General features: G+C 33.7%; 16 protein-coding genes. 3 read left to right on the top strand and 13 right to left on the bottom strand.

Going from position 1 to position 14,172, the window contains the following annotated elements:
• The 5 genes from J6L95_RS08130 to J6L95_RS08110 all read right to left on the bottom strand — a co-directional run bounded on the left by J6L95_RS08130 (position 1) and on the right by J6L95_RS08110 (position 3,898).
• Entirely contained in the window at positions 1-186 is a 186-nt protein-coding gene (locus J6L95_RS08130; RefSeq protein ID WP_287458777.1) for an aldo/keto reductase, read from the bottom strand.
• An 86-nt stretch (positions 187-272) separates the two neighbouring features.
• On the bottom strand, positions 273-908 hold the full coding sequence (locus J6L95_RS08125) for a YczE/YyaS/YitT family protein (protein ID WP_287458761.1): 636 nt from the start codon (positions 906-908) through the stop codon (positions 273-275).
• Positions 892-2,370 carry a glycoside hydrolase family 1 protein gene (locus J6L95_RS08120; RefSeq protein WP_287458759.1) on the bottom strand — a complete coding sequence of 493 codons (1,479 nt, stop codon included), beginning with the start codon at positions 2,368-2,370 and terminating at the stop codon, positions 892-894. The genes J6L95_RS08125 and J6L95_RS08120 overlap by 17 nt, the downstream gene beginning before the upstream one ends.
• Positions 2,371-2,445: 75 nt before the next feature.
• The gene (locus tag J6L95_RS08115; protein ID WP_029071225.1) at positions 2,446-3,021 is read right to left on the bottom strand and encodes a sugar O-acetyltransferase; all 576 of its coding nucleotides are present in this window, start codon (positions 3,019-3,021) and stop codon (positions 2,446-2,448) included.
• Entirely contained in the window at positions 3,011-3,898 is an 888-nt protein-coding gene (locus tag J6L95_RS08110; RefSeq protein ID WP_287458757.1) for a PHP domain-containing protein, read from the bottom strand. The genes J6L95_RS08115 and J6L95_RS08110 overlap by 11 nt, the downstream gene beginning before the upstream one ends.
• Before the next feature lie 172 nt (positions 3,899-4,070).
• On the opposite strand from J6L95_RS08110, the gene J6L95_RS08105 reads away from it, so the two are divergent.
• Positions 4,071-4,961, top strand: a complete 891-nt coding sequence (locus tag J6L95_RS08105) for a hypothetical protein (RefSeq protein WP_287458756.1) — start codon at positions 4,071-4,073, stop codon at positions 4,959-4,961.
• 445 nt (positions 4,962-5,406) lie between these two features.
• On the opposite strand, the gene J6L95_RS08100 is transcribed toward J6L95_RS08105, so the two are convergent.
• The 5 genes from J6L95_RS08100 to J6L95_RS08080 all read right to left on the bottom strand — a co-directional run bounded on the left by J6L95_RS08100 (position 5,407) and on the right by J6L95_RS08080 (position 9,929).
• Entirely contained in the window at positions 5,407-5,700 is a 294-nt protein-coding gene (locus tag J6L95_RS08100) for a MurR/RpiR family transcriptional regulator (RefSeq protein WP_287458754.1), read from the bottom strand.
• A 140-nt stretch (positions 5,701-5,840) separates the two neighbouring features.
• The gene (locus tag J6L95_RS08095; RefSeq protein WP_029073199.1) at positions 5,841-6,104 is read right to left on the bottom strand and encodes a metal-sensing transcriptional repressor; all 264 of its coding nucleotides are present in this window, start codon (positions 6,102-6,104) and stop codon (positions 5,841-5,843) included.
• A gap of 8 nt (positions 6,105-6,112) precedes the next feature.
• Complete coding sequence (locus tag J6L95_RS08090; protein ID WP_287458753.1) at positions 6,113-8,902, bottom strand: heavy metal translocating P-type ATPase; 2,790 nt, start codon at positions 8,900-8,902, stop codon at positions 6,113-6,115.
• Between the two features lie 71 nt (positions 8,903-8,973).
• On the bottom strand, positions 8,974-9,525 hold the full coding sequence (locus J6L95_RS08085; RefSeq protein WP_029071222.1) for an NUDIX hydrolase: 552 nt from the start codon (positions 9,523-9,525) through the stop codon (positions 8,974-8,976).
• Positions 9,525-9,929 carry a C-GCAxxG-C-C family protein gene (locus tag J6L95_RS08080; RefSeq protein WP_287458751.1) on the bottom strand — a complete coding sequence of 135 codons (405 nt, stop codon included), beginning with the start codon at positions 9,927-9,929 and terminating at the stop codon, positions 9,525-9,527. Before J6L95_RS08080 ends, J6L95_RS08085 begins: the two co-directional genes overlap by 1 nt.
• A 140-nt stretch (positions 9,930-10,069) precedes the next feature.
• Here J6L95_RS08080 and J6L95_RS08075 point away from each other — a divergent pair, with 140 nt between their 5' ends.
• Positions 10,070-10,285, top strand: coding sequence for a DUF6465 family protein (locus J6L95_RS08075; protein ID WP_029071220.1), 216 nt, complete (start codon positions 10,070-10,072; stop codon positions 10,283-10,285).
• 114 nt (positions 10,286-10,399) lie between these two features.
• Here J6L95_RS08075 and J6L95_RS08070 read toward each other — a convergent pair whose 3' ends face one another.
• Both J6L95_RS08070 and glgB read right to left on the bottom strand, forming a co-directional pair.
• Complete coding sequence (locus tag J6L95_RS08070; RefSeq protein ID WP_287458749.1) at positions 10,400-10,906, bottom strand: hypothetical protein; 507 nt, start codon at positions 10,904-10,906, stop codon at positions 10,400-10,402.
• 68 nt (positions 10,907-10,974) lie between these two features.
• On the bottom strand, positions 10,975-12,738 hold the full coding sequence (glgB, locus tag J6L95_RS08065) for a 1,4-alpha-glucan branching protein GlgB (RefSeq protein ID WP_287458747.1): 1,764 nt from the start codon (positions 12,736-12,738) through the stop codon (positions 10,975-10,977).
• 128 nt (positions 12,739-12,866) lie between these two features.
• On the opposite strand from glgB, the gene J6L95_RS08060 reads away from it, so the two are divergent.
• Positions 12,867-13,376, top strand: coding sequence for a TetR/AcrR family transcriptional regulator (locus J6L95_RS08060; RefSeq protein ID WP_051551186.1), 510 nt, complete (start codon positions 12,867-12,869; stop codon positions 13,374-13,376).
• A gap of 320 nt (positions 13,377-13,696) precedes the next feature.
• Here J6L95_RS08060 and J6L95_RS08055 read toward each other — a convergent pair whose 3' ends face one another.
• Positions 13,697-13,981 carry a DUF4256 domain-containing protein gene (locus J6L95_RS08055; RefSeq protein WP_287458746.1) on the bottom strand — a complete coding sequence of 95 codons (285 nt, stop codon included), beginning with the start codon at positions 13,979-13,981 and terminating at the stop codon, positions 13,697-13,699.
• Positions 13,982-14,172 lie beyond the last annotated feature (191 nt).

Here is a 14,172-nt window from a genome sequence, read left to right as displayed (position 1 = left end):
TTATTTTCTGAAACCATATTGATTATGTGCAACATAAGGTTCTTCTAGATATTTCATTTCTTCATCAGTAAACGTCAAATTCAATGCTGCAATAGCATCTTTAACATAGTCAATCTTTGATGCACCTACAAGCGGTGATGTAATATAAGACTTATTTAAAACCCAGGCTAACTCCAGTGTACTAATAGAAACAGCTAATGGAGAAAATGGTGTACAGGCAATAAATAAGTAAAACTAACAAAAAGCCGTCTTACGACGACTTTTTATTAGTTTTAAGCAATCATCTTTGACACAACACGTTGTCTAAAAAATGAAACAATAGGTCCTGTTCCTGCAGCGACAATCACTGTTGCGATACCAATTGTTGTAATATTGCCAAGAAAACCGGTCACAAGTCCAATTGTAGCAACAAGTACATCTGTCATTATGCGGGCATATTTGAATTTGATTTTACCATCAGTTTTTTCTTCAATAAGAGGGGCAATCGCATCATAAGGTGCAACACCTGATTGACAGTCCATATATAAGGCACATCCAAAACATACAACTATGACACCTATAAGCAAGATCATGAATCGGATGATGACGTGAGATAATAAGCTATCTAATCCTATCATCTGATAAAACTTGCCCACATATTCTACAATATAACCAATGCATAGAAGATTAAAGCAAGCCCCAATACCAAAGGCTTTTTTGTTCATCAGTAATACTGGAATATAAATAAGAATATTAATACACATCTGAAAGAGACCTAATCCTACTCCTAATAAATGGGAAGTCCCCATTGTCATAGATGTAAAAGGATCAATGCCAAATCCTGCTAAGTGTATAGTCGCTACCCCTATTCCAATAATAATATTCCCGATAATAGAATAAAACGTTAACTTCTTATTCTGTGAAATCATTTAACTTATCTCCATTGCTTGCAATCACTTGTTTATACCAATAGAAAGAATCTTTTTGAGAACGTTTCATTGAACCTTTTCCTTCATCATCCATATCCACATAAATAAAGCCATATCTTTTTCTCATTTCACCAGTACCTGCTGAAACAAGATCAATACATCCCCATGTTGTATAACCAATAAGGTCTACACCATGTTCAATCGCAATGTTCATTTCTTTAATGTGTTCTCTATAGTAATCAATACGATATTGATCATGAATAGAACCATCTTCTTCTACTGTATCGTAAGCACCTAATCCATTTTCTACGATCATCAATGGCAGTTCATAACGATCATAGATCATTTCTAGATAGTATCTTAATCCTTTTGGATCAAATGCCCATCCCCAATCTGAATATGTGAGATATTCATTTCTTGCTCCAGAAACAAAGTTTCCTGACACTTTATCTTTTAATTGATGTGTTGTTTCAAGTGATGACATGTAGTAAGAGAATGTATACATATCAACAGTACCTGCTTCTAAATCAAGAAGATCTTCTTCAGTGATATCTAAATGAACATGATGTTCATCCCATAAACGTTTTACATATGTGCCATAACGTCCTTTGCATTGAACATCTCCACAATAGAAGATGCCTTTTTCCCACTCATATCTGTTCTTTAGAATATCTTCAGGATCACATGTTGCAGGGTAACGCGTGATACCACAGATCATGCATCCAATCATATTCTCTTGATCAATTGCATGTCCAATTTGTACAGCTTTGGCACTTGCCACAAGCTGATAATGTAAGATCTGATAAGCATCCTGATATTCTTTATCTGTAGCTGTTTTTCCAAACATGTTCAAGAACATCACAGTATTATTGATTTCATTGAATGTCAACCAGTACTTTACTAATCCTTTATATTCTGTAAAACATGTTGTCGCAAAGCGAACATAATCTTCAATAGTTTGTCTTTTTAACCATCCGCCATGTTCTTCAATATAAGCTGGTGTATCAAAGTGCCAGATTGTAACCAATGGTTCAATATTATATTTTCTAAGTTCTTCAAATACATTTCTATAGAATTCAATTCCTTCTTTGTTAGGTTCTTTTTCAATTCCTTTAGGATAAAGTCTTGACCAGGAAATAGACATTCTAAATGTCTTGAATCCCATTTCTGCAAATAATGCGATATCTTCTTTATAATGATGATAAAAGTCAACTGCTTGCTGATTAGGATAATGACAGCCATCAATCACAGCATAATGTGCACCTTCAGGAAGTGGTGTTTTCTGTAATTTCTTGCCTGGATTGCCATCTTTATCAATAAATGTTTCATAACGAGGTTCTTTTACAGATCCTCCAGTTGTAAAGTCAGTAAGTGCTGGACCTCTTCCTCCAAGATTCCAGCCACCTTCAACCTGGTTGGCTGCTGTTGCGCCACCCCATAAAAAATCTTTTGGAAAACTCATTCCATTACTCCTCCTTTATATTCTTACTATACAAAAATCAGAAAGCACTTTCACATAAATTACATATATAGAAATTTATAATAATTCATCCTGATCAATCTTTCTGATGACTTTTGCAGGAACACCTGCTACAAGACAGTTTTCCTCTACATCCCTATTAACAACTGCTCCTGCTGCAATAACACAACCATCACCGATAGTGACACCTGGCATAATTGATACATTGCCTCCTAGCCAGCAGTTCTTACCAATAGTGATGGGCAATGCTTTTTCTAATCCTTTATTTCTTTGTTTATAGCTTAAAGGATGCGTTGCCGTATAGAGTCCACAATAGGGTCCAATGAAAGTATGCTCACCAATAGTAATGTTGGCACAGTCCATAAAATAACAGTTGGCATTAATGAAGACTGATTTTCCGATATGAATATTGACACCATAATCAACCATAAAAGGTGTGACAAGATCAAACTCTTCTGGCATATAGCCAAGCAGTTCTTTAATAGCTTTATTTCTTTCTTCAAATTGATCATGTGGTATAGCACTTAGTTTTAATGCTTTTGCTTGTGCTCTTTTTCTTAATGCAAATAATTCTGGATCATAATTGGCATCATACCACATGCCTTTTTCCATCTTTTCTTTCTCACTCATCATGTGCTAATCCTTTCAAATCAATATTTATTTCCACATTGCAATGACAATCTCCTAAATGAATAGAAGGTTTTGTTTTTCCATGAAAATCACTACCGCAAGTATAATAAACATTAAGCTCTTTTGCTTTATTATAGAAATACTCGCATGTTTTTTGATCATGATAACTTGAGAAAGCTTCTACTCCATCAAGTCCTAATTGAACCATTTCATCAAATAATTCCAATTGATTTTTTAGATTATTGCCTGGATGAGCCAATATAGAAATACCACCATGAGATTTAATAAGTTTAATGATTTCTTCTAATGAAGGATAGTTTACTTTTGTATAAATAGCTTTTCCTTGAGAATAGTAATCCCAATAGAAATTCACATACGGATTATCACTTCTCTCTCCTTTTTCTCTATAGGGCTTTAATGCTTCTAGTTGAAGATATCTTTCATCCTCAAGTAAAGCTTGGGCAAATGCTTCCCCTGTAAAAACACCATTTGGCATAATGGAAAGAAGCTGTTCTCTTGTTAATTGAGTGTGAAACAAGGCATTAGTTTTTTCTAGTTTTATATCAGATAGAAGAAGTTCCTGTTTTAAGATATCTTCTCCTAACTTATTAAATGATGGATGATGATAATCAATCCCATATCCTAATACATGAAGATTGATTCCTTTATAAACACAATCAATCTCAATAGCAGGAATGACACTTATCGCATATTTTTTAGCTGCTTCTTTTGCTTCATCAATAGCTTTTACAAAGTTATGATCTGCTATGGCCATCACTTCTATATTGGCATTGTGACATTGTTCTACTAATTCAGCAGGTGTAAATTCTCCATCATCTGAATAAAGTGAATGCATATGTAAATCAATATTAGTTCTCATTGTAAGCCTCCTTTTCTCTATTCTTATAGAAACATAGACACACAATTTTCTCAATTGTCTTTCTATTCATGAAAAAAAGTTATCTTGGTAATACAAATGTCAAATGCAACCATTTGGTTACATTTATTCCTTTTTTTATGATATAATACAGACTTGTATTGGAGGGAAATATATGAGAAAAACTACTAAATTTTTAAGTGTAGCTTTAGCTGCTACAATGCTATTTGGATGTGCATCTTCAAAAGATACATCTAAAACAAATAATTCTGGATCAACTGAATCTGCATCAGGTGAAATAAAGGCTGAAAATAAGCCTTCATTTGAAGATGCAAACATTCTTCAATTCAATGAAATTAAAAAATATGCTGATTCAACATTAGGACTAGTTGCTTGGTTCAAAATTACAAATAAGGGAAAAAATCCGATTTATTATTTTTCACCTACATTTAATTTCTTAGATAAAGATGGAAATCAACTTTGTGATGATTCAAGATTTAGAGAATTCGAAGTAGATTCCAACAAATCTGCATGTATTCAAACGTATTCTAGTTTTGATGACAATGAAATGGATAAAGTAAAGAAAATTAAAACAATTGAAATTAAGAGTTATGAATACTATACAGCCGATAAACAATACACTGTAGATTTACAGAATAAGACTGTAGAAGTAATTAAAAGAGAAGACTATAACAACGCAAACTTTAATGAAAAGAATGTCTTATCGTTTAGCACAACACCTAAAACAAATGATGGAATTCATGTTGATTACACTATTAAAAATACCGGTTCAAACCCTATTAAAGAATTATCCTATAATGTAGTTTATCAAGATAAAGATAAAAACATTATCGATGATGACTCACGTTTCAATGACTCACTTTTAAATCCAAACAAATCAGTTTCATCTACATCATATTATACACAGGATTACTTTGAATCTGATGTAAAGAATTATAAAACTACTTCGTATGAATACACACTTACTAAAAAAGATGAAAATGGATTCAACCATTATGTCATTAATTTAGAACAGAAAACATGCAAAGGATCTTTCGATGAATAACATACTAAAAAGTGCTGCATTTATTTACAGCACTTTTTTGATTAAATAACGCCAAAGTTTTTTTAATTCATTGGCAATTGATTCAATAATATAAATAACAAAACTTGCGTTGCAGTGGAGATATGATCATCTCAACGATAATTTGGAATGTAATAACAGATAGAAATATCTGCAAGCCTGGCAATAAAGAAGTATTGACGTTAGTTTACACCCTGCTGTTTTAAAAATGTCATCACCTGATTTGTTTACTGAATCAGGTGATTCACTCTTGCAGGTATTCAGGATTTCAACGAGTTCAATTGTTTCTCCTGAAATAGAAACAAATGGATTGACAAGAGATTCTTTAAAAAAATGATTATAATAAAACAGATCATTGGTAACCCATGAAAAATAAATCTTCACGCTGTATATTCTGCGACATAGCCGCAATATTCTACTCCATAAATTAAAATTTAATCAGCTTCATATAAAAGAGAAGCCATCTCATATAACTATCTCCATAATAATCCTCTTCCAATCCATTAAGACAGGAAATAATTTCAAGACTGTCAAGTGAACGCTTAAACTCAACATAATTCATATAGCCAAGCTTATGTGCCATTCTATTGATTGTCGCAGTTGAAACATGACTTTGACCTGCCACTTCACGCATGGACATGTAAGCTACCTCTTTTTTATGCTTTAATATAAAATCAAGAGCCTCTCTCTCTTTATCACTTAATAGACTATAATCCTCCATCTCTTCTCTCCTTATTACATACTTTAATAACACACCTTTTATAAACATTCAATTCTCTTCCTATTATTGAAAATCCCATCTATATAGTACAAACTATAATTTCTATATACCAAAAAAGAGACTGCAATAATTGCAGTCTCTTACTTTACAAGCTTATCAATAATCTTGATCATCTCTTCAATTTTCTCTTCACGCACTTCTTCCTGTGTTGCTTCATTGACACAATGACGCATATGTTCAGACAGTATTTCCTTATTGGCTCTATTCAATAATCCCTGTGTCGCCATAAGCTGTGTAGAAATATCAATACAATAGCGATCATCTTCAATCATTTTCATGATGCCATCAATCTGTCCTCTTGCGGTCTTTAGATAACGCAATACTTTCTTTGCATCTGCCTGCATACAATCACCTATGCTTTCTCAATTGATAAGACTTTATAGTCTTCATCTTCAATAGCTTTCTTTAATACTTCATCATCTACATCACTTTGAAGCTTAACATAAGCCTTGCCTTCAAATAATGAAACATCTGCTTTTACACCATCAAGTTTATTCAAGGCTTTATTGACATGCTTTTCACACATCTTGCACATCATGCCTTCAACTGTAATGACTTTATCATAATCACTCTGATCATATTTATGATTGATGCGAATACCCTTAAATTCATATCCTGCTTCTTCAATCGCATTCTTGATCATTTCATCAGTTACAGCATGATTAAAGACTTGAAGATATGCTTCATTGTTTTCTAGTGAAACATGTGCTTCTACATGTTCAATAGCATTCAATGCATTAGATACATGCTCAACACATTTTTCACACATCATACCTTCGATCTTAACGATCTTATCACAGTTTTCTTTATTCATTGTCTTATCCTTCTTTCCTAGAGATTTCTTATCAATTACAGAAACATCTGTATTTATAACATGTTCATTTCTTTTTACACTTTCCTTTTTCACCTTGAACCATCTTAGTCTTAATGCATTCGACACCACAAAAACTGAAGAGAAACTCATAGCTAGTGCTCCAAGCATTGGTGAAAGTTTCCATCCCCATAAAGGATAGAACACACCGCATGCGACAGGTATACAGATTGCATTATAAAATAAAGCCCAGAAAAGGTTCTCTTTAATATTCGTCATTGTCGCATGTGAAAGATCAAGGGCATTAACTAAATCAATCATATCATTTTTCATGAGTACAAGATCTGCAGATTCAATCGCAATATCTAATCCACTAGTGAAAGATACACCAACATGTGCTTTCATCAAGGCTGGTGCATCATTGATGCCATCACCGACCATTGCGACAATGCGGCCTTCATCTTGAAGAGAAGAAATGACTTTCTCTTTATCAGCAGGCAATACTTCTGCCTTGTAATCAATATTAAGCTTAGAAGCTAAAGCTTTAGCTGTTCGATCATTATCCCCTGTTAACATCAAGGATTGAATATGTCTATTCTTAAGTTCAACGATCACATCGCTGACTTCTTCTTTTAATTCATCCTGTAAGGCAAATAGTCCAGCATACTTTCCATCAATACCAAAATAAATGACAGTCTTACCTTCACTAGAATAATCTTTTTCTTCATGAACAAGTATACCATGGGATTCCATCATTTTCTTATTGCCACCAATGACCATTACATCATTGATTATTCCTGTAATACCCCCACCAGGTACTTCTGCATACTCATTAACATTAAAGAGTTCTTCATCATGATAATGAACAATAGCTTCTGCCAATGGATGGGATGAATGAGATTCAAGAGAATAAGCATAAGATAAAAAACGTTCATCGTAGATTTCTACATCAGAGACATGAGGTGTTCCTCTTGTCAATGTACCAGTCTTATCAAAGACAATGGTATCAATCTTGCTTAAAGTTTCTAATGCAACTGCATCTTTTACAAGCAAGCCAAGCTTAGCTGCTCTACCTGTTCCCACCATAATGGCTGTTGGTGTAGCTAACCCTAATGCACAAGGACAAGAGATCACAAGGACAGAGATAGCCATTGTTAATGCGAAATGGAAACTTTCTCCTAGCATCATCCAAGTAATGCATGTCACTATTGCTATAGCGATAACGACTGGAACAAAGTATCCTGAAATAACATCAGCCATTCTGGCAATAGGTGCTTTAGAGTTTCCTGCTTCTTCTACCAAGGCAATAATCTGTGACAAGGTTGACTGATCATTTGTTTTTAATGTTTCAACAACAATACGTCCACTCTTATTGATAGTAGACCCAATAACAAGATCTCCTTCTTTTTTATCAACGGGAATTGATTCACCAGTAATCATAGATTCATCAACGCTTGCATGACCTTCAATGATTCTGCCATCTACTGCGATGCTTTCTCCACTCTTTACAACGATATGATCATTGATATTGATATCTTCAATAGAAACAACTGTTTCTTCTCCATTTCTTAGTACCACCGCATTTTCTGGTGCAAGATCCATCAAGGCATTGATTGCATCACTTGTCCTCTTTTTACTTCTGGCTTCGAAATATTTGCCTAGCCCAATAAGAGTAAGAATCATTGCGGCTGATTCAAAATAGAGATTCATATGATAATCATGAGCTGCTTCTAAATTAAATCGTCCCATATGATATGCCATCATGTAAACTGAATATAATGAATAAACAATTGAAGCAGAAGAGCCAATCGCTATCAAGGAATCCATATTAGGTGCTCCATGAAGAAGTGATTGAAATCCTCCTATAAATCTTTTTCTATGAATAAATACAATCGGAATAAGCAGTAGGATTTCAGTTAATGCGAAGATCATCATATTCTCATGACCTAAGAATATCGAAGGAATACCAGGCCAATGCATCATTGATCCCATTGAAAGATAAAACAGTGGAATCATAAATAAAAATGATAAAATCAGATCTTTAAATTGCTTACGCAACTCTTCATCCTTTTTCGCATTTCTTTTTTCAATAGAAGTTCTCATATCCTGATGAATCTCTTCATCTTGTAAACGGGCATCATACCCACCTTTTCTTACAGCTTGAATAATATCTTCAGAAGAAATCTTTAATTCATCATAATTGACTTCCATATTTTCTGATAGAAGATTAACCTGACAATCAAGAACTCCATCAACGTTCTTTACGCTCTTTGTGACATGTGCTTCACAGGCAGCGCAGGTCATTCCCATAACATCGAATTTCTTTTTCATCTTTACCTCCTACACCCCCTATGGGTATCTTCATTATAACAAATGAACTTTAAAAGTAAAGAAAAAGGCGCTTATGCACCTTTTAATTGATCATTAAGTTTTCTATAAATATTTTTCTTAAACCATTCTTCACGTGATTTTTCAATAGCTTCTTCCCGATCAAACCAGGCTACTGCCTTGTTTTCATCTGGTTTATTTCTAATTGGAAGCTTATCATCACCTTCTAGAAGATAAGTGACATTAAAATGTAAATGTGAAGACACATATTGTCCATTTTTAATATGTCCATCAACACAAAGAATCTCTACTGAATAAATATCTTCGCTTACTGGTTTGACATCCAGTCCGCTTTCTTCTTTAACTTCCTTGATAGCCACTTTCAGAAGATCATGTTCACCATCCGCATGACCACCAAGCCAAGCCCATGAATCATAGATGTTATGATAAGCCATCAATACCTTTTTACGATCAGGTGAAACAACCCAGGCAGAAGCAGTAAAATGAGCAGACGCATTATCACGAAGAAATAGTTCTTCCCCATTCTCTAAACGTCTGATCATCTCTTTTACATCTTTTTCTTCCTGTTCATTATATGGCTTATACTTTCTTAACTTTTCAATCATTACAGTTTGCCTTTTTCTTTAAGAATAGCTTCTACCACTTCAATAGCTTCATAAACCATTCCATCACAATGTGGTTTCTTTTCTTCACCACGTTCTCTGCTTGCTTTTAATAGATCTACACAATTTAAACAGTTGTTATGTTCTTCTTTAAAATGACGATAATAAGCACCAATAGTTCTTGGATCATCTACACCAAATAATCCTAAAACCATTAATCCACCTGTGATAGCACCACAGATGCTCCCCATTTTCATTCCACCACCAAAGTTTCTTGAAAAATCATAAGCTGCTTCTTCAGTTAATCCTGCATCCTTAGCAAAAGGAACAAGGACAGCCTGTGCACAATTGTAATGTGGTTCTACAATTGCTCTTAAAGTTTTTGCATGTTCTAAATACTTACTCATAATACACTCCTTATTTTTTACTATTTTATACTAAGAATACTCAATTTTCAATTTCGTTGCTGATTCATTTTATTATTATTATGAAAACCCATTGCAAAAAGTATTATTTTTGCTATTATTAATAATAAGGGGGAATTGCTATGGTACCAAACATTCAGATACAAACAAATTCATTTATTGCCAATGTGCAAGACATTAAAAAAATTATTAAATTACATTTAAAAGCCTCAGATATTACATTAAAATCTATTGATTCATTAGAAATTTACATCTTACCGGAAGATGGTTCACTTTACTATGTAGCAACTACCACCGATCATAGAATTTTCAAAAATGAACAGCCTTTATTTGTATAAAAGTAAAAAGAAGAATTAAGAAGGTCTACAGGACTTTGTTAATTCTTCTTTTTTATTTATTAATCTATAGCTTATAGTTCTTAGTATAATAATGTCCATATAAAAAGCAGGAAACTAATCCTGCTTTTCTTCATTCATATTGTTTTCATTGTTCATTTGCACATTGTTTTCATGGTATGGCTGATAATAATTTGCATCAGTATTTACAAACTGATAGTTTTCTTTTTGAGGATCATTTTTAAATTTAAGATATAGATACATTAATGTAGATCCAGTAAAGAATGTGATGCATAAATCTCTTAATAATTCCACAAAGCGTGTTCCTACACTGCCTCCACCAACAGCTGTGGAAACTGTCGTAGTTTCAGTAGTTTCAGCAGTTACAGTAGTGGTTGTGTTACCTGAAGAATTGTTTGAAGAATTATCATTAGAATTGTTAGAATTGCTGTTATTCTGATTGTCTCCATTGCCTGGCAACGTGTTTGGCATATTGCCGCCATTCATATGCATATGTTCAACTGTCTTATTGCCAGATGGCATAATGGCTGTTGTTAATACGCTGCCGGTCCCTCCTACAATCATGATTGCGATAAGAATGTGCATTAATTTGTTTTGTCTCATATTATTCATCTCACTTTCTATTATCTAGAATAGTGAAGAATTATCGAATAAAAATGTGATTGATTTTGTTAATCTTGTAATTGATAGACCATTCCTGTATATGCTGGAATAGTGATATTATCGCCTGTTTCAATATGATCAATACGATCTCCTTGTCCACTATAGATGTGATCATTTGTATTCAACAAGCAAGTGAGCTTTCCTTTTTCTTCATAAAGATAATCTTGAGGTGCATCAGAAAAATTGAAGAAGAAGACCAATGTTTCCTCACTGCATCTTTTAAAGACATAAAGACTCTGTTCTTCTTTTTGACAATCTATCCAGGCAAAACCTTTTTCATTAAAGTCATTCTGATAGAATGCATCATGTTCATTATACAAGCGAATAAGATCTTTATGGAACTGATGGAATGACTGATGCATTGGATAATGCAACAATGTCCAATCCTGTTCACGATATTCATGCCATTCTCTTAACTGTCCAAATTCATTTCCCATAAAGTTAAGTTTCTTCCCAGGATGAGCATACATATAAAGATATAGAGCTCTTGCCTGTGCAAACTTTTCTTCATAGGAACCATACATCTTATCTACGATGGTCTTTTTTCCATGAACAACTTCATCATGAGAAAATGGCAAGATAAAATGTTCATTGTAGAAATACATCATCGAGAAAGTAAGCTTATGATAATGTTCCTTTCTTTCTTCAGGAGTCTTCTTGAAGAAATCCAAAGTATCATTCATCCAGCCTAGATCCCATTTATAATCAAAGCCTAATCCACCCTGTTCAATAGGTGCAGTAACACCCTGATAGCTTGAAGAATCTTCCGCAAACAACAAGCAATGAGGAATACGTTCTTTAAGTCCCCTATTTAATGTCTGAAGGAATTTCATCGCTTCTCTGTTCTCTCCTCTTTGAGAATTACCCTGCCAGTAGATAAGATTACCAACTGCATCCAATCTTAATCCATCAAAATGGAATTCATTCAGCCAGTAATAAGCAGAAGAATTTAAGAATGAACACACATCACCACGTGAATGCTGGAAGTTACATGTCCCCCATTCACTTTTTCCTACTGCATCATTTGGATAATTATAAAGAGGTGTTCCATCAAAGTTATTTAATGCAAAACCATCAATAGCGAAATGTACTGGTACAAAATCAAGAATGACTCCGACATGATTTAAATGACACTGTTCAATAAAATAACGTAGATCATCAGGCTTGCCATAACGTGATGTAGGTGCAAAAAAGCCTGTTGGCTGATATCCCCATGATAAATCATTAGGATATTCATTAAGTGGCATAATCTCAATATAGTTATAACCCATCTCCTTAACATAAGGAATCAAGAGATCAGCCATTTCTCTATAAGAGTACCAATCTGTTTCTTCAGGCCCCTTCTTTTTCCAAGATCCAAAATGAAGTTCATAGATATTCAACTTTTCATTCTGTAGATCATGACGTGATGCACACCATTCATTATCATGAAAAACATAGTTGTTATTATTATAAACAATAGAGGCGTTGGCTGGTCTTACTTCTGCTAAGTAACCATAAGGATCACAATGATCCACAAAAGATCCTCCATGATGAACACGATACTTATACATATGTCCTACTGCCGCATCTTTGACATATACTTCCCAGAATTGTCCATTGCCGACTCTTTCCATTGGAATTTCACGCCAATCTGTAAATTCACCGATGACACTTACACGATGTGCTGAAGGTGCATAGGTTCTAAAGATAACACCACGATCTTGAGTATGTGCCCCAAGATAGCGATAAGCTTCAAATTCCTGACCATTATAAAATGCATTAAAATCCATAATAACCTCCTATTATAGACAACTGTCTATTTTCATTTTATACTATATACAAAAGGAGATGAAAGCGACACCACCAATTATTTTTAAACGTCTAAAAATAGACAAAAATAGAAATGTGTCGGATTTATATGAAAAATCCCAAAAGTAAGCAGGCCATTATTGATACCTATATCGACATGAGAAAAACCACTCCCATTGAAAAAATGACAGTGGTTTCTTTATGCAAAAACGCAAATATCAATAAATCAACTTTCTATGTCTACTATCAGGACATCTTTGATCTTTGTGAACAGGTAGAAGACATCATTGTCGAAAAGATCACCAAATCTATTCGACATCCTGAATTAGCTATCGATCACACTGATATATTTACAGAAGAAGTTTTCAAATCCTATCAGGAATACAATGAATTGATTCATACCCTCTTCTCCGGAAGTCGTCGTAGTGCTCTTCCTGATAAGATTCATCAATCATTGACAGAACTCTTTTTCTCACTAAGACCAGAATATCAGAATAATCCTGAAAAACATATCATGTTTTCCTACATGATCTATGGCAGCTATTATGCCTACATGGAAAATGCAGACTATAATTCCCAATATGTCATTTCAGTGATTAGTGCATTAACAAAGATATAATCAGTGTTTCTTCCTGGTTATTAAAACCACTAACGATAAAAAAGGAGGAAGGCATAAAATCAAGAAGATCAAAATAAACATTAAGATAGATAAATTCGTCATATAAGATGTACTTAGTGTAATTACAAGAAGATAACCGGCATAAGCAACAGCTAACAGAAAAGCAAGAACAATCAGTAAGACTGCTTTTCTATAGCTGTTATTTTTTATGAAATAATCAGTCAATAGCATCATCAAAAAGGAATAAGCAGCACTTATTAACAAAAGGTAAATAATAAACAACTCAGATACTATAACCATATATCCTCCTTAAAGTTCAGCTATGCAGCGAAAGCCACGTGAACTATATTGGCTATCGCTCCATTATGAAATGTAAAAACTTCATTGTACCTACGTTCACAAAAAATAGCACCACCAAGACATCGAATTCTTTCAGGTGTCACAACCCAGCTAGATGTCTTAAGATCAAACTCACCAAATGTCTGAAGATAACGATATTCTTCTTCGTTCATAAGACGAACCCCCATCTTTTCCGCTTCTTCAAATGAAATGCCTAAATGTCTTTCCTTGTTTTCAGTAAATCTTTTTTTCAATATATCTATCATAATTATTCTTCTTTCCCATTTTACTATATCTTAAATGCGTTTATGAGGAAGTTCTTCATCATGATAGATTCTGATTATCCCCTTAGCTGTCTCATATTAAGACAGTCTATTAGAAAAATGTTCACCAGAATAAATGCCAATATGCTTTTTTTCAGCCATAAAATGAATAATATTTCCTCCTTTCCAAAATA

It is taken from the genome of Kandleria sp. (assembly GCF_017934775.1).
GTDB lineage: Bacteria > Bacillota_I > Bacilli_A > Erysipelotrichales > Coprobacillaceae > Kandleria > Kandleria vitulina.
This window is presented reverse-complemented; position numbering and strand designations above follow the sequence as displayed.